18 protein-coding genes are annotated in these 23,996 nt (G+C 37.5%); 14 read left to right on the forward strand and 4 right to left on the reverse strand.

The window, feature by feature from the left end:
* Nucleotide 1: 1 nt before the first annotated feature.
* Entirely contained in the window at nucleotides 2–3,694 is a 3,693-nt protein-coding gene (locus tag B9T31_RS11045) for an exodeoxyribonuclease V subunit gamma (protein ID WP_086182016.1), read from the reverse strand.
* 173 nt (nucleotides 3,695–3,867) lie between these two features.
* Here B9T31_RS11045 and B9T31_RS11050 point away from each other — a divergent pair, with 173 nt between their 5' ends.
* The gene (locus B9T31_RS11050) at nucleotides 3,868–4,383 is read left to right on the forward strand and encodes a hypothetical protein (RefSeq protein WP_086182017.1); all 516 of its coding nucleotides are present in this window, start codon (nucleotides 3,868–3,870) and stop codon (nucleotides 4,381–4,383) included.
* Between the two features lie 20 nt (nucleotides 4,384–4,403).
* On the opposite strand, the gene B9T31_RS11055 is transcribed toward B9T31_RS11050, so the two are convergent.
* Entirely contained in the window at nucleotides 4,404–5,795 is a 1,392-nt protein-coding gene (locus tag B9T31_RS11055) for a phosphate--AMP phosphotransferase (protein ID WP_086182018.1), read from the reverse strand.
* 227 nt (nucleotides 5,796–6,022) lie between these two features.
* Here B9T31_RS11055 and B9T31_RS11060 point away from each other — a divergent pair, with 227 nt between their 5' ends.
* From B9T31_RS11060 to B9T31_RS11120, 13 genes are all read left to right on the forward strand, one after another.
* The gene (locus B9T31_RS11060; RefSeq protein ID WP_086182019.1) at nucleotides 6,023–6,727 is read left to right on the forward strand and encodes an FFLEELY motif protein; all 705 of its coding nucleotides are present in this window, start codon (nucleotides 6,023–6,025) and stop codon (nucleotides 6,725–6,727) included.
* 156 nt (nucleotides 6,728–6,883) lie between these two features.
* Complete coding sequence (gene ubiE, locus B9T31_RS11065; protein ID WP_086182020.1) at nucleotides 6,884–7,825, forward strand: bifunctional demethylmenaquinone methyltransferase/2-methoxy-6-polyprenyl-1,4-benzoquinol methylase UbiE; 942 nt, start codon at nucleotides 6,884–6,886, stop codon at nucleotides 7,823–7,825.
* 10 nt (nucleotides 7,826–7,835) lie between these two features.
* Entirely contained in the window at nucleotides 7,836–8,504 is a 669-nt protein-coding gene (locus tag B9T31_RS11070; RefSeq protein ID WP_086182021.1) for a ubiquinone biosynthesis accessory factor UbiJ, read from the forward strand.
* Between the two features lie 18 nt (nucleotides 8,505–8,522).
* Nucleotides 8,523–10,142: an ABC1 kinase family protein gene (locus tag B9T31_RS11075; protein ID WP_086182022.1), complete on the forward strand. Its 1,620-nt coding sequence runs from the start codon at nucleotides 8,523–8,525 to the stop codon at nucleotides 10,140–10,142.
* A gap of 161 nt (nucleotides 10,143–10,303) precedes the next feature.
* Complete coding sequence (locus B9T31_RS11080; protein ID WP_086182023.1) at nucleotides 10,304–11,383, forward strand: patatin-like phospholipase family protein; 1,080 nt, start codon at nucleotides 10,304–10,306, stop codon at nucleotides 11,381–11,383.
* Between the two features lie 222 nt (nucleotides 11,384–11,605).
* Nucleotides 11,606–12,391, forward strand: coding sequence for a bifunctional phosphoribosyl-AMP cyclohydrolase/phosphoribosyl-ATP diphosphatase HisIE (hisIE, locus tag B9T31_RS11085; RefSeq protein ID WP_086182024.1), 786 nt, complete (start codon nucleotides 11,606–11,608; stop codon nucleotides 12,389–12,391).
* 3 nt (nucleotides 12,392–12,394) lie between these two features.
* Nucleotides 12,395–13,909, forward strand: coding sequence for a UvrD-helicase domain-containing protein (locus B9T31_RS11090; RefSeq protein WP_086182071.1), 1,515 nt, complete (start codon nucleotides 12,395–12,397; stop codon nucleotides 13,907–13,909).
* Nucleotides 13,910–14,461: 552 nt separating this feature from the next.
* Nucleotides 14,462–17,299, forward strand: a complete 2,838-nt coding sequence (locus B9T31_RS11095) for a monovalent cation/H+ antiporter subunit A (RefSeq protein ID WP_086182025.1) — start codon at nucleotides 14,462–14,464, stop codon at nucleotides 17,297–17,299.
* A gap of 2 nt (nucleotides 17,300–17,301) precedes the next feature.
* Nucleotides 17,302–17,667: a Na+/H+ antiporter subunit C gene (locus tag B9T31_RS11100; RefSeq protein WP_086182026.1), complete on the forward strand. Its 366-nt coding sequence runs from the start codon at nucleotides 17,302–17,304 to the stop codon at nucleotides 17,665–17,667.
* A complete protein-coding gene (locus B9T31_RS11105) occupies nucleotides 17,667–19,469 on the forward strand; it encodes a monovalent cation/H+ antiporter subunit D (protein ID WP_086182027.1) in 1,803 nt (600 codons plus the stop codon). The genes B9T31_RS11100 and B9T31_RS11105 overlap by 1 nt, the downstream gene beginning before the upstream one ends.
* A gap of 1 nt (nucleotide 19,470) precedes the next feature.
* Entirely contained in the window at nucleotides 19,471–19,992 is a 522-nt protein-coding gene (locus B9T31_RS11110) for a Na+/H+ antiporter subunit E (protein WP_086182028.1), read from the forward strand.
* Nucleotides 19,989–20,264, forward strand: a complete 276-nt coding sequence (locus B9T31_RS11115) for a monovalent cation/H+ antiporter subunit F (RefSeq protein WP_086182029.1) — start codon at nucleotides 19,989–19,991, stop codon at nucleotides 20,262–20,264. The genes B9T31_RS11110 and B9T31_RS11115 overlap by 4 nt, the downstream gene beginning before the upstream one ends.
* A 10-nt stretch (nucleotides 20,265–20,274) precedes the next feature.
* Nucleotides 20,275–20,676, forward strand: coding sequence for a Na+/H+ antiporter subunit G (locus B9T31_RS11120; protein WP_086182030.1), 402 nt, complete (start codon nucleotides 20,275–20,277; stop codon nucleotides 20,674–20,676).
* A 211-nt stretch (nucleotides 20,677–20,887) separates the two neighbouring features.
* On the opposite strand, the gene B9T31_RS11125 is transcribed toward B9T31_RS11120, so the two are convergent.
* The gene (locus B9T31_RS11125; RefSeq protein ID WP_086182031.1) at nucleotides 20,888–21,292 is read right to left on the reverse strand and encodes a ribosome-binding factor A; all 405 of its coding nucleotides are present in this window, start codon (nucleotides 21,290–21,292) and stop codon (nucleotides 20,888–20,890) included.
* Nucleotides 21,292–23,994: a translation initiation factor IF-2 gene (gene infB, locus B9T31_RS11130; protein WP_086182032.1), complete on the reverse strand. Its 2,703-nt coding sequence runs from the start codon at nucleotides 23,992–23,994 to the stop codon at nucleotides 21,292–21,294. Before infB ends, B9T31_RS11125 begins: the two co-directional genes overlap by 1 nt.
* Between the last annotated feature and the right edge of the window lie 2 nt (nucleotides 23,995–23,996).

Below are 23,996 nucleotides of genomic sequence, written 5' to 3' on the forward strand. Positions count from 1 at the left end.
TTTAATCCTCAAGTACTTGCTGATGCAAAAAAATAGGCTGATAAAGGGAAAATGAAAACTGATCACATGCATTTTCTAATAATGCCAAGGCATCTTGCTCTTGTAAAATAAATTGCCAATCTCGGTGATATTTACTGGCTTCATTTGATCGGACATCAAAACCTGAAAATTGACCATTTTCATTCCAAACTTTTAAAATGTCATCCATATTCTGGAGAATCATCTGACCATTTTCATTACTTTGCCATTCAAGTACTTTGCCTTTTTCTATACATTTTAATATTAAGGCCGCAGGCAATACTAAAGGCTGTTGTTGCCCAAAATCCCAAGCATTAAACCAATCATTAAGCCATTGTCTTGCTTGATTTGAACTCACTTTGTGACATAAAATTGTTTGATCGCTAAAAATTACAACCCTTTGATGCTTACGTCCACCATCTCCTAAATTTGAATATGCCAACCATAATAAATATTCTAACCATACTTTAGCCCGTCTATTTGCTCGTGCACTTGAAGCCTGAATACTCACCCACTGTTCGACGCTATTTTTCGGTAAAACAACATTCATATGTAAGTGAGAATTTACTCGCCAAACTTGTCTTGTCGTTGCCGTTTCCTCTTTTGCATATTGCTGTAATCGTTGTTTTAGTTGTTCTTGTTCAAGTATGCCCTTTTGCCATGCACTTTCTTGAGTTTTACCAATTGGAAGCTGATCCATTAATAATTCTCGTGATAAATCTCCATCATGATGATGCAAAAAGTGTCGTAAAGCATAACGTCCTAAACCATCTAATAATAAAGGTTCAAAATCTGTAGGAATATCACTTGGACTTAAGTTTTGAATACCAAGGCTTTTTAAATATAACCGTGCAGGAAAGGTAATATCATTCATCCATTGCTGGCTATCTAGAACTTGAATTTCTTGATCCACTATTGGGTATGCTGTATTAACCCAACCATGACGATTGTCTTTTTTTGAACGAATTTGATTTGCCACTTTAAACCATTGATCGGGATAACGAATATCTTCCTGATATTCAAAACCTATAGGATCAAAGGGTTGTAAGCAATGTACATGATATAAATGCTGTAAATGTTTCGGTATAGATAAACCATGCACTGACACCATTTCAGCAATTGCTTTTACTGATTCATCATGAACCGAGACAATCAACGCTAAGTGCTGAATGAGCTCTTGAAGTACGCTTGATGGTTCACGTACTTCACCATCATTGACATCAAAACCATTATAAAAAAGCCATAGATTTTCTTGTGCTAATAACAACACATCCAAAAATGCACCTTGGTCATCTTCTAATCGAGAACGATCGCCCAATTGTGGTTTCAGAATATCCATTAAATCAAACGGTAAATTTACATTTCGATTTGGGAACTTTCCGCTATCTAAATTCAACATCACCACTAATTTGTAAGGCAACGGACGGATCTGTCCAATTTGGCTAAATGTAATTTGTCCTGTTGGTTCTGCTTGCTCTAACTGCGCATCAATCAGTTGATTTATTTCATCCATTAAATAAGGTAAAGGTAAATCTAACTTCTCCAAAGCATGCAGGTTATCTTCATCATAGAAGTTTGCCAAGGTCAGCATTCTTTCTTGTTTTTTGACAATTTTAAAAACTGAACTTAAAGCACTGACACCAGCATCCATAAATTCAGTAATATCTTTCATAAGCAACTTCAACCATTGCTCAACATGAATATTTTGCCCTAACTCATGCGCAATCATCCAATCACGGCGATTATCAAAATCATGATAAATTTGAATTAATTTAGCAATTAACTCAAAATCACTTGGCATCACTTGTGCAAAACTGAGTACATCATGAAATAATTTATGCTCTGGAATTGCAATTCCCAACGCCAAACGATCTAAAGCAAACTTAAAACTAAAACGATAATCTTGATCTTCTTGACTTAAACTTCTTTGCAAATGTGCTTCATCAAATCCTCGTTTAAATCCTGCATTCGTTAATAACTCAATCATTCGTCCAATACTGTTAATATCTAAATCATAACGAATCAAAGTTGCACTGAGACTTAGCCAATCTGCAAAAGCCTCTATATTAAAACGACCTTGTATTAGCTGAATACGACCAAGAACTGCTCGCCATGCATGACTGGCATCGAGTTGTGTCACACCCGCAATTTGAACTGGTAAGTAAATGGTATCTTGACTTAAACGCTGTTTAAATAATGGTTGTTCAGATCGTAAATTTCGTTCTCTCGGTGGTGGTGCAAATGTACTTCGAATTAAAGGTTCTAAACTTTTCAAGTTTGGACTAAGCACTAAAATATCACTCGGTTTACGTGGATTCTCAGGTGTGCTTTTAGATAGCCAATGAATGAGTTGATCTTTCAGCACCTCAAGTTGGCGCTGTGAAGAATGACAAACATGAATTTGTATTGAATCATCCTCTGGTTTTAGTAAGTAAGCATTTGGTTCTGGTTCAACCAAATATAAAATATCAGATTGAACTTTAGCCAATAGCGTATCTGTATCATCATTTACAAATAAATCTGCCCATACCCCTTCCTCTCCAGAGGATAAACCCGATAGCAACGAAAAATGATCACGCGCCTGTTTGCCTAATCGGGTTAAGAGTGGATGACGAGACTCTCTGTTCTGTGCATTAAAATTAAGAGTAAATTCTTCAAAGAATCTTTGAATCTCTGCATCTGTTGCCTTTGGATTTTTTTCAATAAATCTTTCTTTTACTCTGACGTCATAACGAATTTTCCATTTCGGATCTACACTGTCCGCCCAATATTCTTGAGATGGATTGTAATGAAAAATAAAAATATCAATATATTGCCCAAGTCTTCTCAGAAAATTTAATTGACTTGACGGAAGATCCAATAATGTAAAAACAACAAGTTTTTGCGGTAACTTTTTTACCCCCCTTGTTGGATTTTTCGGATCACCTAGCGTCTGCCAAAAAAGTTCATCAATTTCGACCATTTCTGTAAAATCTTGGTGAAAACCTTCTTGCCATAACCATCTTTGCCAAGCTTCTAATTCATAAGCTTGCTGTAAAACAAATGCTGAAACATCAGTTCCACTTTTAAAAAACATTTGTTCAATATCTAATACTTGATTATGTCCCCATTGATCTAACCAATTGGTTGAGCAATGGCACGTGCCTTCACATGCTTTTTGACAATGTCCTCTATACACCATGTAATTGGTGAATAATTTAGAAACTTGTTCTGCCACCCAATACAACATTCCTTGTTTTTTTAATTGTTTTTCTAGACTTTGATCTAAACGATCAGCACTGTCATAAATACGTTGAACAATTGGAAATAATGGATGATCTGATGACAAGGTATTTTCATCTTCTTGAATATATTCTTTCAGCGTTTGAAAGATTCGCCATTTCATAATAATTCGAGGAATATTGGCTTTACGAACTTTATCTTTATGCTTCTCTAAAACCCACTGATAGGCTGTCCATTGAAAGCCACGAATACGATGATGAAATACGGTATTGGCACTAATCCCTTTCTTTTCAGAAAGTTTCTGTGTCAGCCATGCTTCTACCGCAGGCGATGGAACAATAAAGTGCTGTGATTTTAAAACGTCAAATGGGTTCGATGTTGGTTTTTGAATCGTTGCTGACATTGCTTCTAAAAGCACATCAATGCGCTGACTCTGAATCACATGAATCCCCATCTACATTTTTCCTTTTTTCAGTTATCACATACAATTTATTAAGATTATTGACTATACTTCTATACTTGTCCATGTCACATTAATATGATGCTTAAGCATAAAACGCTTAGATTATGTTCACTTAAAGATCCTTTTAACGCCTAACGCAGATCAGTAATTATGGTATTTATATTATGAAAATAGACAATATTCCGACATCCATTGATCCGACGTTAAATTTAGAAAAAGTACGGGAAGAATGTCTTCAAACGGTAAAAAAACGAGCATATGTCTCTGCTGGCGCAGCAATTATTCCTGTACCATTTCTTGATGTCGTGATTGATGTCGGTATTCTTTCACAACTCATTCCTGAGATTAGTGCTCGTTTTGGCTTAGCGCCTGAACATATTAGTGTATATGATCCCGCAACTAAACAAGTGCATTGGGAAGAATTACGCAAACGCGGTTTTGAGTTTTCAGGGTTAGTTATTGCACGTACTGCTGTAAAGAAATCAATAAACAATGCCGCTGCTAAATATATTACTAAACAAGTGACTAAGTTTATCCCAATTGGGGGGCAGATGATTGCAGCAGGTTTAGGCTACTTTGTGATGAAAAAAGTGGCTGAAGCACATGTCAATGATTGTTATAAACTCGCTAAAAGCATTCAAAACAAACAGAATGCTCAAGATGCCAATATTTCGCTATAAGTATACCCATTAAAGGCAGATTACTCTGCCTTTAATTGTTTTAAAATTGCGCGTAAAACTTCCAGTCTCGCACCATGTTTATCATCTGTTGCGATAATATGCCAAGGTGCATAATTCGTACTGGTTCTAACAAACATATCTGCGGCGGCATTTAAATATTCATCCCAATGACTTCTGTTGCGCCAATCTTCTTCAGTAATTTTGAATTGCTTATGTGGTGTAATCTCTCTTTTTTTAAAACGTCGTTCTTGTTCATCTTTCGAAATAGCTAACCAGAGTTTAATGACAACCGTTTCATGCTGAGTTAAGTTTTTTTCAAAATTATTGATTTCATCGTATGCACGTTGCCATTCAACTTCACTTGCAAAACCTTCAATTCGTTCCACCAGAACTCGACCATACCAACTTCGATCAAAGATATTAATCTTTTCATCAGGCTGCAACTTCGTCCAAAACCGCCACAAATAAGGACGTGCTAACTCATGCTTTTCAGGCGCTGCAATGGTGTAAATTTCATATTCTCGCGGATCAAGTTTTTTAACAATTCGTTTAATTGACCCACCTTTTCCAGCAGCATCCATTCCCTCAAATAAAATCACCACATTACGTCGATCTAAACGTAGTGCATTCGCCACCTTTTTTGTCAGATTTTTTAATTCTTGTTTATAACTTGCTTTTTCTATTTTATCTGCTGTGAAATTGAGTAAAACTTCAGGAACTTTTGCCTGCTTCCACTTCCCTTTTGCTTTCGATAAGTGTTCAGGACAATGTTTTAATGCTCGAAGAATGTATTGCGCAAATTGTTGATCACGTTCTGCTTCATCTTCACAATCAATAATCTGCCAATCATTCGTAAAACGTTGTCTTAATTTTTGTAAGTTGTCATATTGCCGTTTATTACGCCAGTCTAAACCATGTAATTTATGCCAACGAACTTCACTTGGCTCCATGCTGTCTAACCGTTTTTGTAATGAATTCCAAGATAAATCAAACCAGATTTTAATCACATCAACATGATTATTTTTTAAATCTTGCTCAAATGTACGCATGCTTTCTACGTATTCATCGAATAATGTTTCATCCAGTGGCGAAGAAACATGCATTGCTGTAGAAAGCAAATCACTGTACCAATTCCCAAACATGACGACAATTTGCCCTTCCGCAGGAATTGATTTCGCATAAGGTTGCCAAAATAAGTTACGATCATTCACAATATTCGGTGCATCTGCTTTTACGCGTAAGTAACGCGGATCAACCCATTCTCGTAACTGCTTAACCGCTTCTCCTTTACCCGCCAACTCTATGCCACTTACAAGAATAACCAAGCTTTTTGCATTCGACTTTCCCTGTGATTGTAAAAGGTTATATTGTGCCTGTATTAAATCTACCGATAGTTGATCAACCGCCATCATTTTAAAATCACTTTTAGCCAAAGTCTTCTCTCTATTTCTTATCTATACTTTTGAGTATGCCTAAGTGATGCATGGTCGTAAATTTATTTTTTACACAAATTTAAACCATCGAATGACTATTTTTTATGCCAATTTACCCTATGACCCGTTAATTTCAATAAAATAGCCATAGCGAGTTTCAACAACTCGTCTTAAACTTCTCTCATCTTTTAATTTTTAGGGCAATCATGTCTAAGCTTGCGGTACTAGATGAACTATTAGAACAGTATTATCAACTAAAATATCATAATAATTCTGAACTTTTTCAGCGTTTACAAGAAGTTCAAGCATGGAAAAAAGCGCGTTTACAACGAACTCATGTCAAACTTTTTACTGACAAAAAAAATATATTAATGGCTGATTTTTTTGTGAATCGCTTATACGGTGGTCCCGATTTTGATTCCTTGGCAGAACAAATTTCACGTTTAACAAAATATGCGCATAAAGCTGAAGGTTTCATTCCTGACAATGCCATTAAAACAGGAAGTTTAGGGATTTCTCTTGCTATTTTCGCAGTACAGTTAGATGAAGATGTGGCTGATCAACTTCTCAAAGACTATCATCCTCATGAAATTATTAATGATGAAATGATGCGTCTCACTTATTTGAAACTTCAACAAAGTGAAGCGCGTTATAAACAACTAGATATGCTAGATGAGTTGGGCGGATATCTGGATAAATATTTACGCTCATTTATGGTGCAAACTGCTTTTAAAATGTGTAAAAATATCGCCATAAAGCACCACTTTGAAGTGATGTATGAGTTTATGCAGGAAGGTTTTTTAGCCATTAAACCCTTAAAGTCTGCAGAAAAATTTGTCCATGAATTTACAGCTTGCGAACGCCAAATTATTCATAAAGTACATTCTGGCTTTCCAACACCTTTTCAATAAACGAGAATTGTCATATTTAAAAAATAGAAAAATTAAATGTGTTTTTCCTGTATATTATGCCCATCAATTGCATGATGATTGCTGTACAACGACAAATAATATGTCATCATGCATGCACTATAAGATTAACCCTATTTTTTGTTAGGAGTGACTCCCATGTCGAATGAAATTCAGACGTCTACAACAACCCCGTCGGCACAAAACTCAGACAACGTGAGCCCTTTCTTAACCGAGCCTCTCCCTCAAGGCATCCCTCAAGGACAACAACAATCACTCGAACAACCTTTAACAGATACGCCTATCACTCATTCAATACCTAAATATAACCTTCCTCGTGGCGCCAATACTGGAAATGTGGGTTCAACGACTCACTTTGGTTATAAAACAATTAATAGCGAAGAAAAAGCACAAAAAGTTGCTGAAGTTTTTCATTCAGTTGCAAGTAAATACGACATTATGAATGACTTAATGTCTTTCGGAATTCACCGTCTATGGAAACGCTTTGCAATTAATATGTCAGGTGTGCGTCGTGGTCAGCATGTTCTTGATATTGCTGGCGGTACAGGTGATCTTGCAAAAGTATTTAGCCGTGAAGTTGGACCAACTGGCCATGTTGTCCTGTCCGATATCAATGAGTCTATGCTTAATGTTGGAAGAGATCGCCTGATTGATGCGGGCTGCACCAATGTTGATTATGTTTTAGCAAATGCTGAAACCTTGGAACCTTTTGCAGATAATAGTTTTGACTTAGTCACAATTAGCTTTGGTCTTCGTAATGTCACCGATAAAGATGCCGCACTTGAAGCCATGTATCGCGTTCTTAAACCAGGCGGTCGGTTACTTATACTCGAATTTTCTAAACCTGTTTTTGAACCTTTTTCTAAACTTTATGACTTATATTCATTTACGGCATTACCAATCATGGGGAAAATTATTGCCAATGATGCAGAAAGTTATAAGTATTTAGCAGAATCAATTCGTATGCATCCAGACCAAAGAACATTAAAAGGGATGATGGAACATGCGGGTTTCCAAAATTGTGATTACCATAACTTAACCGGTGGTATTGTCGCAGTTCACCGTGGTTTTAAACTTTAAGGTTATTCTCATGTGGTCGATTCTCGCGCTTGGTGTAGCTGAACGATTAATTAATCATTTCATTGATTTAGATACAGTTACTCGTATTCAATTAAATGAATTGAAAGGTAAACTTCTTCGCGTTGTAATAGATTCACCACAGCTGTCAGTTGACGTATTTTTTGATGATCAAAAATTACGTCTTGAAGCAACAGCAACTGGTCAATCTCAAAGTTCATCTATTTTTGAACAACGACCCTTCGAACAAGAAAATCAAGCTACCAAAGCAACAACAATATTACATGTTCAAAATATCATTGAACTGATCAAACTCTTATTTGCTCAAGACGTTGGCAATATTCCACTTCAAGGTGATTATCATTTATTGCAAGATATTCAACGTATTATGAACCAAGTTGAACCAGATCTTGCTGCTCACTTATCTCCTTGGATTGGTCCAGCGCTTGCACATGAAATTGGTAAAATTCAACATGCTCCACAGCATATAAAGCGCAATATACGCAGTTATCTTTTTTTTGCTGAAGATGCACTCAAAGAAGATACTGGAATATTTGCACCACGCTGGCAGATGGATGATTTGATCCAAGACACTCGAACTTTCAATCAAAACTTAGATCGAGCTGAAGCTAAAATTCAGCAGATCAAAGCAAAAATTGAAGCACGACAAAAAATAACTTAAAATTAGGTAAATATTTATATGATTCCGCATGTTTCACGTTTATTCGAACTTTGGCGTATTGCTGCGCACTATAGACTCGACACGTTGTTTCCTGCTGAAGAATTACCTGAAAAAGCTCGCCATGCTTTAAGCATTATTCGAATGCACCCTGCTGCATGGTCGAGCAAAGAACGTAAAAATCCACTAAAGTTAAAACAAGCTTTAGAGGATATGGGCCCTTTAGCTATTAAACTTGGCCAATTACTTTCTACACGTCGAGATTTAATTCCACCTGAAATATTACAGCAACTGGTTCTACTCCAAGATCGTGTAAAGCCTTTTGACTCAGGAATTGCAAAAACAAGAATTCAAGAATCTCTTAAAGCTGATATTTCGACGTTATTTTCTCGCTTTGACGAACAACCTCTTGCTGCTGCCTCAATTGCTCAAGTTCATACTGCAGCATTAAATGATGGTCGTGAAGTAATTGTTAAAGTTACCCGTCCAAATATACGAGCTCAAATTTTACAAGATTTTGAAATTTTAGAATGGTTAGGTCATAAACTAGAAAAACGTTTAGAAGCAGCTAGAGCATTACATCTCACTGAAATTATTCAAGATTATCGCCAAATCATACTTAAAGAACTTGATTTAACTCTAGAAGCAGATAACACCTGCCGAATGCGTCATCACTTTACTGGTTCAAGCATGATGTATGTGCCTGAAGTCTATATGGACAGTAAAGATGTGATGGTTGCTGAACGTATTACTGGTGTCCCTATTTCAGATACAGAAACGTTTGATCGTCTTGGGATGGATCGTGCTGATCTTGCACGTAAAGGTTTAACGATCTTCTTTACACAAGTATTTCGAGATAACTTTTTCCATGCAGATATGCATCCTGGAAATGTCTTTGTAGAAACCATTAATCCAAGTAATCCCCGCTTTATCGCACTTGACTGCGCCATTATGGGTGAACTCTCTAAACATGATCAAATGACCGTAGCACGTATGTTATTGTCTGTTATGAATAGTGATTTCATGCAACTTATTCAAGTTGTGCATCAAGCAGGATGGATTCCACCTGGAACAGATCAAGATGCACTTGCACGTGAAATGCGAAGAACTGTTGGTCCAATGGTTTCTAAGCCTATGCACGAATTAGACTTTGCAGGTATTTTACTTGAAGTCATGGATATTGCTCGTCGCTTCCATTTAGAAATACCACCTCAACTCATGCTACTACTGAAAACCTTAGTACATGTTGAGGGATTAGGAACAGATTTATACCCAGAACTTGATATTTGGAGCTTAGCAAAACCAATCTTAACTGATTGGATAAAAGCCCAAATGAACCCTCAAAAGAACCTAAAAGAATTAGGTCAAAAAATTCCAGATTTACTTTTAGGTGCCCAAGATTTCCCAAGTCTGCTGATTGATAGTTTAAATGGATTAAAAAATCAATCACTTTGGCATTCAAAACAAATTAATGAACTGCAAAGTATTCGCCTTGAAATGGAAAATCAACATAAACGTAGTTGGATTTTTGGTAGTTTTATCGCCATTTTTCTTGCTATCGCAGTGATTGCGCCTTGGTATATTTCCATTATTCTCATCATAATTTCTGGCATTCTTGCAATTTGGCGTATCTCGAAATAAGCTATTCTGAATCAAAAACCAGCAACCTTGCTGGTTTTTTTAATCACTCAAAATAAAATATCCATAAGATGACCAATAAGTCATGTGATGGTTCTTATCGCCATTGTTGTATGAAATGACTGATTTAAAATAAAAATACATTAAAATTCGTTTAGACTATTATGACGCAAATTCTTAAAAAACATGCTCCATCGTTAAATATTCGCGCAGGTCATTTAGCGAAACAACTCATTCAAAAAGAAGGATTAAATGCAGCTCAAGTGGATATTGTACCTGGTGCAGCAGGCGGTCCCAAAGGTTTAGGCATACAAGGTTTGGATCAAGCTATTTTCGGTGATTTTTTTATTCAAGCACACCAACGTCGTATGTTAATTGGTTCATCGATTGGAAGTTGGCGTTTTGCAAGCATTCTCGCTTGGGGTGCCAAAGAAGGGACTGAAAAACTTGCTCAACTTTATACCCATCTACATTTTCATAAAAAAATGACACGTCATGACGTAGGTAATATCTGTCGAGATATGTTGACCGATTTAATACAAGGAAAAGAACAACAATTAATTGCTCACCCAGACTATCATTTAACGATACTTTCCATAAAAGCAAATCATATTTTTCAAAGTGATAAAACGCTCCCTTTACTAACGTCTGTCATGGGTATTGTTGGCAGTAATGCCATTGCACGAAAACACAATCGCTTATTTATGCAACGTGTTATTAGTCAACCTCATACACATCAACAATTTAGAGTTGATGATGAATTCACCACATTATATCAATCACTGACTGAACAAAATATTATTCCGTGGCTTATGGCTTCAGCATCTATTCCGCTTGTCATGCCTGCTGTACAAGATATTCCAGATGCTCCACAAGGCAGTTATCGTGATGGTGGTCTGATTGATTATCATATTGACCTTCCCTTTAAAAGCAAAGGTATTGTGTTATATCCCCATTTTACAGATCACATTACACCAGGCTGGTTTGATAAAATACTAAAAAAACGTCGAGCTAATCCTGAAAATCAAGCACGAACATTATTACTTTCCCCTTCTCAAGAATATTTACAAAATTTACCATTAGGGCGTTTACCCGATCGTAAAGATTTTACCTTGAAAGGTTTAGACCAAAATCAGCGCATAAAATTATGGAATCAATGCGTCTCTGAAAGCCATCGCATGGGAGATGAGTTTTTAGAAATGGTCGAAAAACAAAACTTTTCCGCACATATGCAAGATCTATAACGATTCAAACTGAATCACATCAAATTGTTGTATCGCACAAAAGTTAAAAGAAAATCTTCTTTATTTAATTATAGTGCTCCAATGATGGTGTAAGATCCCGTTTTAAATCATAATAAAAATAGATCAAGATTTATTTCCTTCTTAGGAGATGAATACCGTACACTATGGAACCTATACGATTTACGTATAGGTAATTTTTTAAATAATTTTGGTGAAATACTCATGAATAATGTGCAATGGCTCGATGAAGTAAAATTTAACGAACAAGGTTTAGTTCCTGCCATTGCTCAACATCATCAAACAGGTCGAGTTTTAATGGTTGCTTGGATGAACCGAGAAGCATTAGCACTCACCGCAGAAAAAAATCAAGCAGTATACTTTTCTCGCTCTCGTAATAAATTATGGCATAAAGGTGAAGAATCTGGTCACTTTCAAACTGTCCATGAAATTCGCCTTGATTGTGATGCTGATGTCATCATTCTACAAATTGAACAACATGGTGGAATTGCTTGTCATACTGGTCGTGAGTCTTGCTTTTATCGTAAGTTGACTGCACATGGTTGGGAAATTGTTGATGTACAATTGAAAGATCCAAATCAAATTTATGGCGAAAAATCCAACAACCCACACACCATTGCCATGAATGCATCCACCGCCCAATCTGAACAAGTTGAAGTATTGTCATATTTAGGCGAGATGATGAGTGAACGCAAAAAAGCCGACCCAGACTCATCTTATGTGGCAAAGTTGTATCATCAAGGCTTAAATAAAATATTAGAAAAAATTGGTGAAGAAAGCATCGAAACGATTCTTGCTGCCAAAGAATTTAAATCTGAAATAACTGAAGATCATAAAAATGATTTAATTTATGAAGTCAGTGATCTTTGGTTCCATACCATTGTCATGCTTGGATATTTTGATTTAGAACCACAACTGGTTTTAAATGAACTCGCGCGTAGACAAGGTTTATCGGGCTTAATTGAAAAAGCAAACCGACAACAACAATAAATGATGAACTCATCTGTATCTGATATGCAAAAACCTAAAGCAACCTATGAACAAGCAACAGCAATAGATAATGCTCGTTTAGGGCAATCCTTTAAAGTGATTGCCTATGCAGGTACAGGTAAAACAACCACCCTGCAAATGATTAGTGATGCCATGCCGCAGCGACGTGGCATGTATCTTGCGTTTAATAAAGCAATTGCTGCTGAAGCGCAAAGTAAATTTCATCGTCAGGTCGATTGTCGAACGTTCCATTCCCTCGCATTTAGAAGTGTTCCACGTGGAGTAACCGATAAACTTCGCTTACCACGGTTAAGTCCAAGTTTCCTTGCCAAAGAATATCGATTAACACCAATTACGCTAAGACGCATGATGGGTGGTCGCTATGAAAAATATGTATTAATGCCTTCTCGGTTAGCCAGTTTAGTTGCAAATTCTGTGAGCTATTTCTGTTCAACAAGCTCACAATATCCTGCACCTAGACATTTACAAGCCCCCAATTGGCTACACCCAGATGATATTACAGCATTACAATCACATCTATATCCTGCCATTGAACGGCGTTGGTTAGAATCGATTGATCCTCAGCATCAAGCAGGAATTGGGCATGATATTTATTTAAAACTTTGGGCTTTATCTGAACCGAATATTCCAGCAGATTATATTTTATTTGATGAAGCTCAAGATGCTGACCCCCTCATGTTAGGCATCTTACTCAAACAAAAAAATGCTCAAGTTATTTATGTGGGTGATGCCCATCAACAAATTTACGCGTGGCGCGGAGCGATCAATGCCATGCAACAACTTCCCTTACCTGAGTCAAGATTAACCACTTCATTTCGGTTTGGTGAAGAAATTGCACTCAATGCGAATGCCATTTTAGGTGCTTTACATGAGACTGTTCCACTCCTCGGAAACCCAGATTTAAACTCAAAAGTTGTCAATAAACCTCACACTAAACTGCGTGATGCGATTTTATGTCGAACCAATGCACGCGCAATGGAGCTTCTTTTAGCAGGTTTAGTTCATGGTGACAAAGTCAGCCTGCAAGCAGACCATGTTCGATTAAATCGTTTTGTCGATGCAGCAAGCATGCTCAAGCAAGGAAAGCGAGTCACCGATGTTCCTGAACTGGCTTGGTTTAATTCTTGGCATGATGTTCATGAATACTGTGAAACCAATGAAGGAAGTGATATTAAACCTTTAGTTAAATTGGTTGATGATCATGGTACAGATCCACTCAAAAAAGCACTCGCAAAGATCACACCACTCGAACATGCCGACTATATTATTTCAACTGCACATAAAGCCAAAGGTTTAGAATGGAATCGTGTTCATATTGAAGATGACTACCAATTTAAATTAAACGAAAAGGATTTTAAAATTAGCGATGAAGAGTTACGACTCTTATATGTAGCCTGTACGCGTGCGAAGTTAAGTTTAAATATTCATCATATATATGATTTAATGCAACAGTTAAAACAAAAAATGCCTGTCTCTTTAAGAAAACCTATTAAATGATTTTTTGTTTTTCGAACATGTTCATACCAATGAAACATCTACACATTCATGCACATAAAACATGAATTTCCACAAAAAAGAGTTTTAAATATTACTAGCGTTGAAGCTCTCTTGACAGCGGTTTAAAATAATTTAAACACAGTACAATCACCTGAACAGATTACACTTCTTTATTAACATCAACGTTCTTTTCACAAAAGAAGCGACATGCTTCGTAGCTTTTTTGTTACATTTATTAACACCAATCTTGATGTTATTTCAATAATTTTTAGGCATTTCAATATCCTAAGATCTTCAAAGAAAACATATAATATATAAAACATGCATAAAATGATTGATGTTCAGTCTATGCTGTAATATGATCGATTTTATTTGTGATTTTTTAATTAAAATCGGAAATTACTATCGAATGACAAATTACGCAATGTAATTTAATCTTCATGCAATCTGAACATATAGTCGCTTTCAAAATTGAATCTTTGGACTCCTCTTTGCCGTCCTTAAATTATTGAAAGATTTAGATTTACTTAGGTTTTAAACCTATTTACAACAATGGATACGAGTGTGCTACCGATTATTATATTGTTACCGCTAGTCCTTGGCACAATACTTATCTCGTGGCTGAAAAAGTTCTCACGCGGGGTAATCGCCTTTGGCGCTATTGGAGTCAGCTTAACAAGTTTTATCTTGTTACTGACTCAGGCAACAGACGTATTTAAAGGCTCTACGCTTTTAGAAAGCTGGTCTTGGCTTCCGCAGTTAGGTATTGATTTAAGTTTCCGCTTAGATGCATTAGGCTTAATATTCTCATTGCTAATTACTGGAATTGGCACACTCATTTATATCTACGCTTATTATTATTTAAGCCCCAAAAATTCATTAAGTAAATTATACTTTTTGCTCATGCTGTTTATGGCAGCCATGTTGGGTATTTCCCTGTCTAATAACTTAATTATTTTGCTCGTTTTTTGGGAGCTCACCAGTATTTCCTCATTTTTACTTGTAGGGTACTGGAGCAATTACGATGCAGCCCAACGGGGCTCTCGTATGGCTTTAACCATTACAGGTATGGGGGGGTTATCCATGCTGGGTGGTTTTATTTTATTAGGACAAATCACGGGCACATTCCAAATTGATCAAATCACTGGAATGGCAGACCAAATACAAAATAGCCCATTATTTGTTCCCGCTTTACTCATGATTTTACTTGGTGCATTCACCAAAAGTGCTCAATTCCCATTCCACTTTTGGCTTCCAAATGCGATGGCAGCGCCAACACCTGTTTCTGCCTATTTACACTCAGCCACCATGGTCAAAGCAGGAATTTTCTTATTAGCAAGATTGTTGCCTATTTTTGTTGGCTCAATGGTTTACCATAATCTTGTTACTTTTATTGGGTTATTTACTTTATGTATGGCTGCCTTTTTTGCCATCTTTAAAGAAGATTTAAAAGGACTTTTAGCTTATTCAACTATTAGCCATTTAGGTTTAATTGTTTGTTTATTGGGCATAGGTTCTCCACTTGCTGTCGCAGCTGCAATTTTTCATATTATCAACCATGCAACCTTTAAAGCTGCTTTATTCATGATTGCAGGCATTATCGATCATGAATCTGGCACACGAGATTTACGAAAGCTCAGCGGCTTATGGCAATTACTCCCATTTACTGCAACACTGACCATGATCACCGCTGCCTCAATGGCGGGTGTTCCATTCACAAATGGTTTCTTATCTAAAGAAATGTTCTTTACAGAACTTTTAGCAGATCTCTATGGTCCTGTCATGGTGCTCTCAGCTATTGTTGCGACATTGGCTGGTATATTTGCTGTTACGTACTCTATTCGCTTAGTCCATGGGGTATTTTTTGATGGCCCAGTTGGCAAAAATGTTCCAAATAAAAATGCTCACGAACCCGTTTTCGGTATGCGTGCACCTGCAACTATATTGGCAATTTTATGTATTTTAGTCGGTATATTTCCAGCTTTATTGATCGAACCAATTATTAATGCAGGAATGCAATCAAGCACACAAATTAAGCATCTTGAAAGTGTACACCTCGCAATTTGGCATGGTTTTAATGCACCATTAATCATGAGCATGATTGCCCTATTCGGTGGAGGTCTCTTCTATTTTGCATTGGCCAAAAATGGTCGAATTCGCCATATAGATTTAGACCCTTATTTTGGAAAACTACAAGGTAAAGTATTATTTGAGTCTCTGCTTAAAAGCTTGCTTATACACTCTCGTAAATTCAAACGCTTTACAGAAAATGGAAAACTTCAAAGTTATTTAATTTGGATTATTTTATTTAGCATTGCTGTTGTAGCGGTACCATTAGCAAGCCCTGATCTCACGACAGGTACACGAGAACTGACTCATGCCCCAGCCATTGCCATTGTACTTTGGTTACTGTTATTTTCATCATGCTGGATGATGCTCTGGTTCCATCATGAACGAATCAAAGCAGTCTTAATTAGTGGTGCTGTAGGCCTTGTTGTTACCATGGTCTTTATTTGCTTCTCTGCACCAGATTTAGCATTAACCCAAATTACAGTAGATGTTGTAACAACAGTCTTATTATTAATGAGCTTATCACTTTTACCTCAGCTCACGCCTTATGAGTCAAGTGTTACACGTCGTTGGCGAGATGCCATTATTGCGATTGGATCTGGTTTAGGAATTGCTTGGATCACATGGTTAATTTTAACCCGAGATCATAATTCAATCTCTTGGTTCTTCATGCAGCAAGCCATTCCTTTAGGTGGTGGCAGTAATGTTGTTAACGTGATCTTAGTTGACTTCCGTGGTTTTGATACCTTTGGTGAAATCACTGTTTTAGGCATTGCTGCTATTGGAGCACTTTGTTTAATGGATGGTATGCGCGCACACGGCACAACCATGACACAAGGGCTTGCATATCGCTTTAATCCCTCTCCATTAATGTTCCGTATTACATCTTCTTGGATTCTACCTCTGGCTCTTGTTGTTAGCCTATATATCTTTTTACGAGGACATAACTTACCTGGTGGTGGGTTTATTGCAGGTTTAATTACTTCTTCAGCGTTAATTATCCAATATATCGCAATTGGTCAAGACCAAACTGAAAGAATGCTTAAAGCAAAATCAGGTCGCCTCTATGAAATATGGATTGGAGTCGGACTTGTCATTGCAGGACTCACAGGTGTTGCATCTTGGTTCTGGGGTCGCCCATTCCTCACCAGTGCACATATTTATGTTTCACCGCCAATTCTCGGAGAAATGCATTTAGCTTCAGCAGCACTCTTTGATGCAGGTGTCTATATTACGGTGGTCGGTGCTGCTATGTTAATGATTTCGGTATTGGGTGATTCACGCCATTCAACCATGTCCGGTCCAGTACCGAAGGAGTAATCATGATTAGTTTAGAATTTTTACTCACCTCGGCAATTGGATTGCTCGTTGCAACAGGAATTTACTTGATCCTTCGTGCACGTACATTTCCTGTTGTTTTAGGCTTAGCGATGATTGGTTATGCCGTGAATTTATTCTTATTTGCAATGGGAAGAATTCATGTTAACGCTCCTGCTATTTTAACAGAAACAGCAAGAACAACTGATCCACTCCCACAAGCTTTAGTACTCACTGCCATTGTTATTGGTTTTGCAACAACCGCATTTATTGTCCAACTTGCACTACGTACACGTTATGAAATAGGGACAGATCATGTTGACTCAAAAGAAGAAATGCCTCCAATTGATCCACGTGAGGATGAGCCATAATGAATGACTTCTTCCATTTTTGGATTCAACATACCCCTATTTTTAGTATTTTAATTCCTGCATTTACAGCATTTATTTTAGTGCTTTTAGGCAATCCTGGCTCTGGTTCTTTAGCACATGACTGGCGCCAACCTTGGCGACGTGGAATTAGCTATCTCTCTTCTTTTTTAGGCTTAACAACCGCAATTATCTATTTAATTTTTGCGAGTAGTGGGCAAATCACAACCTATAGCTTAAGTGAATGGTCCGCGCCATTTGGTATTGTTCTAGTTCTAGACCGACTCTCCGCATTTATGCTGGTCTTAACCTATACGCTCAGCGTACCTGTCATGTGGTTTGCCAGCAAAGAATGGGATGAACGAGGTCGCTATTTCCATGCCATGATGCATTTTTTACTCATGGGACTTTGCGGTGCATTTCTCACTGGAGACTTATTTAACTTATTTGTCTTCTTTGAAATTTTATTGATGGCATCGTATGTTTTATTACTGCATGGTCAAGGTAAAGCACGTTTTCAATTAGGCATTCACTACGTTACGATAAATTTATTTGCCTCTGCCCTATTCTTAATTGGGCTGGGTATGATTTATGGTAGTGTGGGCAGTTTAAACATGGCAGATGTTGCCCGCTTAATTCCATTACTTGAAGCAGATCAACATCGACTTGCAGTTGCTGGTGGACTTTTATTATTTGTTGTTTTTGCCATTAAATCAGCAATGCTTCCCGTTGGATTTTGGCTACCCAAGACCTATGCTGTTGCAGCAACACCTATTGCTGCGATTTTTACCATTATGACCAAAGTTGGTATTTATTCTATTTTACGCATCAATGGTACAGTCTTTGATGATCCTATGAGTAAAGCTATTCTACAAAACTGGCTACTTCCACTAGGAATCATCACATCTTTATATGGTGTCATTGGTGCAATGGGATCCGAACGATTACGTCGTTTTGTCGGATTTATGATTCTTTCTTCCATTGGTACTATTTTAATTTCTATTTCACTATTTAATACTCAAGCATGGGCAGCGGCATTATATTACTTAGTTCATAGTACCATTATTGGTGCAGCATTCTATATTCTATGTGGTTGGATTACCTCTCAACGAGGTGTATTTAAAGATCAGCTACAAGTTGCACCACAAATGAAACAACATACTGTCGTTTCTATTGTTTTCTTTCTAATTGCACTCATGATGGCTGGTCTGCCACCATTTAGTGGCTTCTTTGGTAAAGTTTTAATTCTTCAAGCGACAGCCCATTCACCTTATCAAATCCTGATCATTATTGTTGTATTGCTGGTGAGCTTACTCAGTATCATTGCATTTACCCGTGTAGGTTTTATTCTTTTTTGGCGCGCAACACGTCCTGAAGAAAACCCAGAATCTGAAGAATATAAACGCTATCAAATGCTTCCAGCACATGCACCAAAGCGTAATGATAAAGTTATTTATATTCTTTTAAGTGGCTTGATTATTTATGTTATTTGTTCAAATCCTGTCTATCAATATGTATATGCGACTGCTGAACAAATGCAAAACAATACGCTTTATAATGAAATTTTGCTCAAAGCAGATGAACAAGGCAATGTCATTAGCGTGCAACCATTTGATCCAGAATATCTTCCAGAAACAAAATATGGTGGCGAAACTGTCGATCCAAATGCACATCTTATTCCTTATCTGATTGCACCAGATACTTTATCTGGCGAACATATTTCAGATTATAAACTTCAACAAATTCAGCAACAGCATGCAGATAGTGAAGAAAATACTGAACTAAAACCAGCGGAGGGACCATAACATGTCTAAACAATCGTTGTGGGATAAATGGCTCCCCCACCCTTTTGTTTCTGTACTTGTGGGCTTGAGTTGGTTAATGCTCGCTCATAGTGCAGATGCAGCGTCTTTAACCATGGCATTGTTCTTGGCTATTTTCATTCCAAAACTCATTCAACCATTTATTGATCGAACTCCCAATATCAACTGGATTGAAGCCTCTAAACTTTTTTTCGTGGTTTTTTGGGATATCATTATTGCAAATATCAACGTTGCAAAACTGGTACTCGGCCCTACTCATAAATTACAACCCAAATGGTTTCGTGTTCCACTAGAAACCCAACATGAAGAAGTGAATACGCTTCTTGCAATGATCATTACCACAACACCAGGAACAGTATCTGCAGGTATTGATCAAGATCGTGGTGATATTCTAGTTCATGCGTTAAATACAAATGATATCAATGAAGAAATTCTATTGATCAAAGTTCGCTATGAAAAACCCTTAATGAATATTTTCGGTGTAAAAGCAGGAGCACAGTCATGAGCATACTTCCTTACGCATTAGGTATTTGTACATTTGCGATTACGATTTCAATGCTGCTGTGCTTAATTCGACTCATCATAGGACCTTCAATTGTTGATCGACTATTGGCGCTAGATACCTTATTTCTGAATGCAATTTGCTTGATCGTGGTGCTTGGAATTTATTGGGCAAGTACTTCAATGTTTGAAAGTGCTTTATTGGTTGCAATGCTTGGTTTTGTTTCAACAGCCGCATTAGCGCGTTATTTCACCACTGGTCATGTGATTGATTAGGAGTTAGGCAATGCAAATAACCATGGAAATTTTAGTTTCGATTTTCCTAATTATTGGTTCATTCTTTATTCTGGTCGGTGGTATTGGGATGATCCGTTTACCTGACCTATTTATGCGACTCCATGCGCCAACTAAATCAAGTACTTTAGGTTTAGGAAGTTTTTTATTGGCTGCAATTATATATTCTGCTTTTCACGGACGCTTTGGTTTTGCAGAAATTTTAATTACACTTTTTGCATTTATCACAGCACCTGTATCTGCAAATTTAATTGCACAAGCGGCTTTACATTTACGCTTACGTTCTATGAGTGGAGACGTTCCTGAAGCATTAAATCGCCCACTGCCATGGCAACGCACACGTCGACGTGCATTTTACTCAAAAAGCAAATCAACCAAAGATGATCTTCTTTAATGAAGATCATCTCGTATTTAAATACAATATAAATATCATGACTAAAATCGTAACTCCGCGATGTAAATATAAGACTTTTTGCTTAATTTCTTTTAAAGCTGCTTTATCCTTATCTTCATATTTAAATATCCATTTTGTATTTCATATGTTCAATCGCAATTTTTAAAATAAAAAAGCCACCCGAAGGTGGCATTTTTAAGAATAATCAACATTATTCTTGATCTGTTTTTTCCTCACTAGGAGGTAAATCTTTGACTGCTTCAGCAATTAAACCAAACATATAATTACCATATGCATTGGTTTTATCATAATGGAACCGCAAGCGCGGTGTAATGCGTGTTTTAATACTGCGACTTAATTCATGACGTAAGAAACCAGAAGCTTTATTTAATACATCTAAAGTTTCTTTATTTGCCACTTCACTTTGTTCATCGCCTAATTCACGCCCCATCACAGTTACATAAACGTCAGCATAACCTAAATCAGGGCTAACTTTAACTGCTGAAATGGTGACTAAACCACCTAAGCGAGGATCTTTCAGCTCTTGACGAATCAGTTCAGATAATTCTCTCTGAACTGAATCGGCCATACGCTTAAGACGTTGACTACCCGCCATTAAAGACTCCGTTTAATGAGTTGAACATCATAGACTTCAATTTTATCAAGTGCTTTGATGTCATTATAACCTTTAACTGCAAGACCACATTCCATACCAGCACGAACATCTTCAACCACTTCTTTATAGCGGCGTAAAGATTCAAGTTCACCTTGGAATACCACCACATCATCACGTAATACACGAATTGGCTTATTACGATGTAATACACCCTCAAGTACCATACAACCAGCTGCTGCACCAAACTTACTTGAATGGAATACTTCACGGACTTGAGCAACACCAAGAATTGTTTCACGATGTTCTGGCGCAAGCTTACCGCTCATTGCTGCTTTTACATCATCAATTAATTGATAAATAATGCTGTAGTAACGAATATCAATACCGTCTGCATCGGCTTTTTGACGTGCTGCAGTATCTGCACGAACGTTAAAGCCCAGAAGAACAGCTTCAGAAGATTCTGCAAGTGTTACATCAGATTCTGTAATTGCTCCAACACCTGAACCAATGACACGAACACCAACTTCATCTGTTGCTAAATCAGCAAGTGCAACATGTAATGCTTCCAAGGTACCACGTACATCAGTTTTAAGCACCACATTCACAATAGGCACATCTTTTTTGCCCATAGAAGCCATGATGTTTTCTAAACGCATTGCACTTTGACGTTCAAGACGTTTTTGACGTTCACGATCCATACGAGCATCGGCAACTTCACGTGCCTTTTTCTCATCGTTCACAACAAGAACTTCATCACCCGCCATAGGAGCTTCAGGTAAACCTAAAATTTCAACTGGAATTGAAGGTCCCGCAGATTGAATACGTTGACCATTTTCATCAGTCATTGCACGAACACGGCCATAAGATGCGCCTGCAAGAACAAGATCACCTACTTTTAATGTACCATTTTGAACAAGAATTGATGTTACCGCACCACGGCCTTTATCAACTCGAGCTTCAATAACAACACCTTGCGCTGCACCTTCTTCAGAAGCTTTCAATTCTAACATTTCAGCTTGAATTGAAATAAGATCTAGAAGTTCATCAATTCCTGCGCCTGAATGTGCAGAAACCATGGCAACTGGTACATCACCGCCCCATTGCTCAGGAACGATTTCTTTTGTAGTTAATTCATTCAATACGCGATCTGGATCAGCTGACTCTTTATCCATCTTGTTGATTGCAACAATAATTGGTGTACCAGCCGCACGTGCGTGATCAATTGCTTCAGCAGTTTGTGGCATAACACCATCATCTGCAGCAACAACTAGAACTACAATATCCGTTGCTTTCGCACCACGTGAACGCATTGCTGTGAAAGCTGCATGTCCTGGTGTATCTAAGAAAGTAATAATGCCTTTCTCAGTTTTAACATGATATGCACCAATGTGCTGCGTAATACCACCAGCCTCACCTTGAGCAACTTTAGCACGACGGATACGGTCAAGAAGTGAAGTTTTACCATGGTCAACGTGACCCATAATTGTCACAACAGGTGGACGTGTAGATTGTGCACCACGCGCTTCTTCTGCTGCTTCAAGTAAATTATCTTCTGCTTGTGTATCTGAAACCAATACTGGGTTATGCCCCATTTCTTCAACAATTAGTGCAGCAACCTCTTGATCAATTGCTTGATCTTGAGTCACTAACTCACCCATTTTCATCAGTGATTTAATAACTTCACGAACTTTAATTGCCATTTTTGCAGCCAAATCTGCAACGACAATTGTTGTACCGATTTCAACATCATAAACTTGTTTTTTAACTGGTTTTTCAAAGCCATGCTTGTTCGCCTGACTCGTTTTTAAACCACGTTTATGTTGGTTTTGATTAAATGATTGCTCTTCTTGACCACGACGACCACCTTTTTTCGGTGAGCGAGTATTATTCGTGTTTGTACCACGTTTAATTTCACGGTCTTCTTTTGCAAATGAATCTTCATATGCTTGACCAACAAGTCCAGCCGCAAGTGGAGAATCATCAACAACACGAATAGTTGCTGTCGCATCATCAGAAGAATATTTAGATGCCATTTGACGCATTTGTTCAAGCGTACGTTGCTGAGCTTCTTCAGCAGCCTTACGACGTACTGTTTCTTCAGTTGCTTTTAATTGCGCTGCTTGAGCTTCACGGGCACGTTTTTGTTCTGCTGTTTCAACTACTTTCACTTGTGGTTTAGTAATTGGTTTATTGGTTGATTTTTTCTTCACAACAACCGCAGCTTTAGGAACTTCTTGCTTAGCCGTTTCTTGCTTTGCAGCTGCACGCATTGCTTCTAATGCCTTACTAGCACCTGATGATTGAGAAGGTGCTGCTTTTATATCAGTAACTTTCTCAGATGCAACTTTTGCTTCTTGCTCTGCTTGTGCTTTCGCTAAAGCTTCTGCTTTAATTTGTTCTGGATCAGGCTTAACAAATGTATGCTTCTTACGAACTTCTACATTAATTGTTTTTGCCTTACCTGATGTACTTGCTACTTTAGCCGTACTGGTCGTTTTACGTTTCAACGTGATTTGTCCTGCATTACCTGCTTCTTGACCATGAATTTTCTTCAAATGGTTTACAAGGGCATTTTGTTGTTCAGTAGAAATAATATCGTCAGCTTTACGTTGTGGTAAACCTGCATCACGAACCTGCTCTAGGAGCTTCTCAACGGAACGACCCACATTTAGAGCTAACTCTTTTATTGACTTGTCCGTCATAT

The organism is Acinetobacter sp. ANC 4558, from assembly GCF_002135375.1.
GTDB lineage: Bacteria > Pseudomonadota > Gammaproteobacteria > Pseudomonadales > Moraxellaceae > Acinetobacter.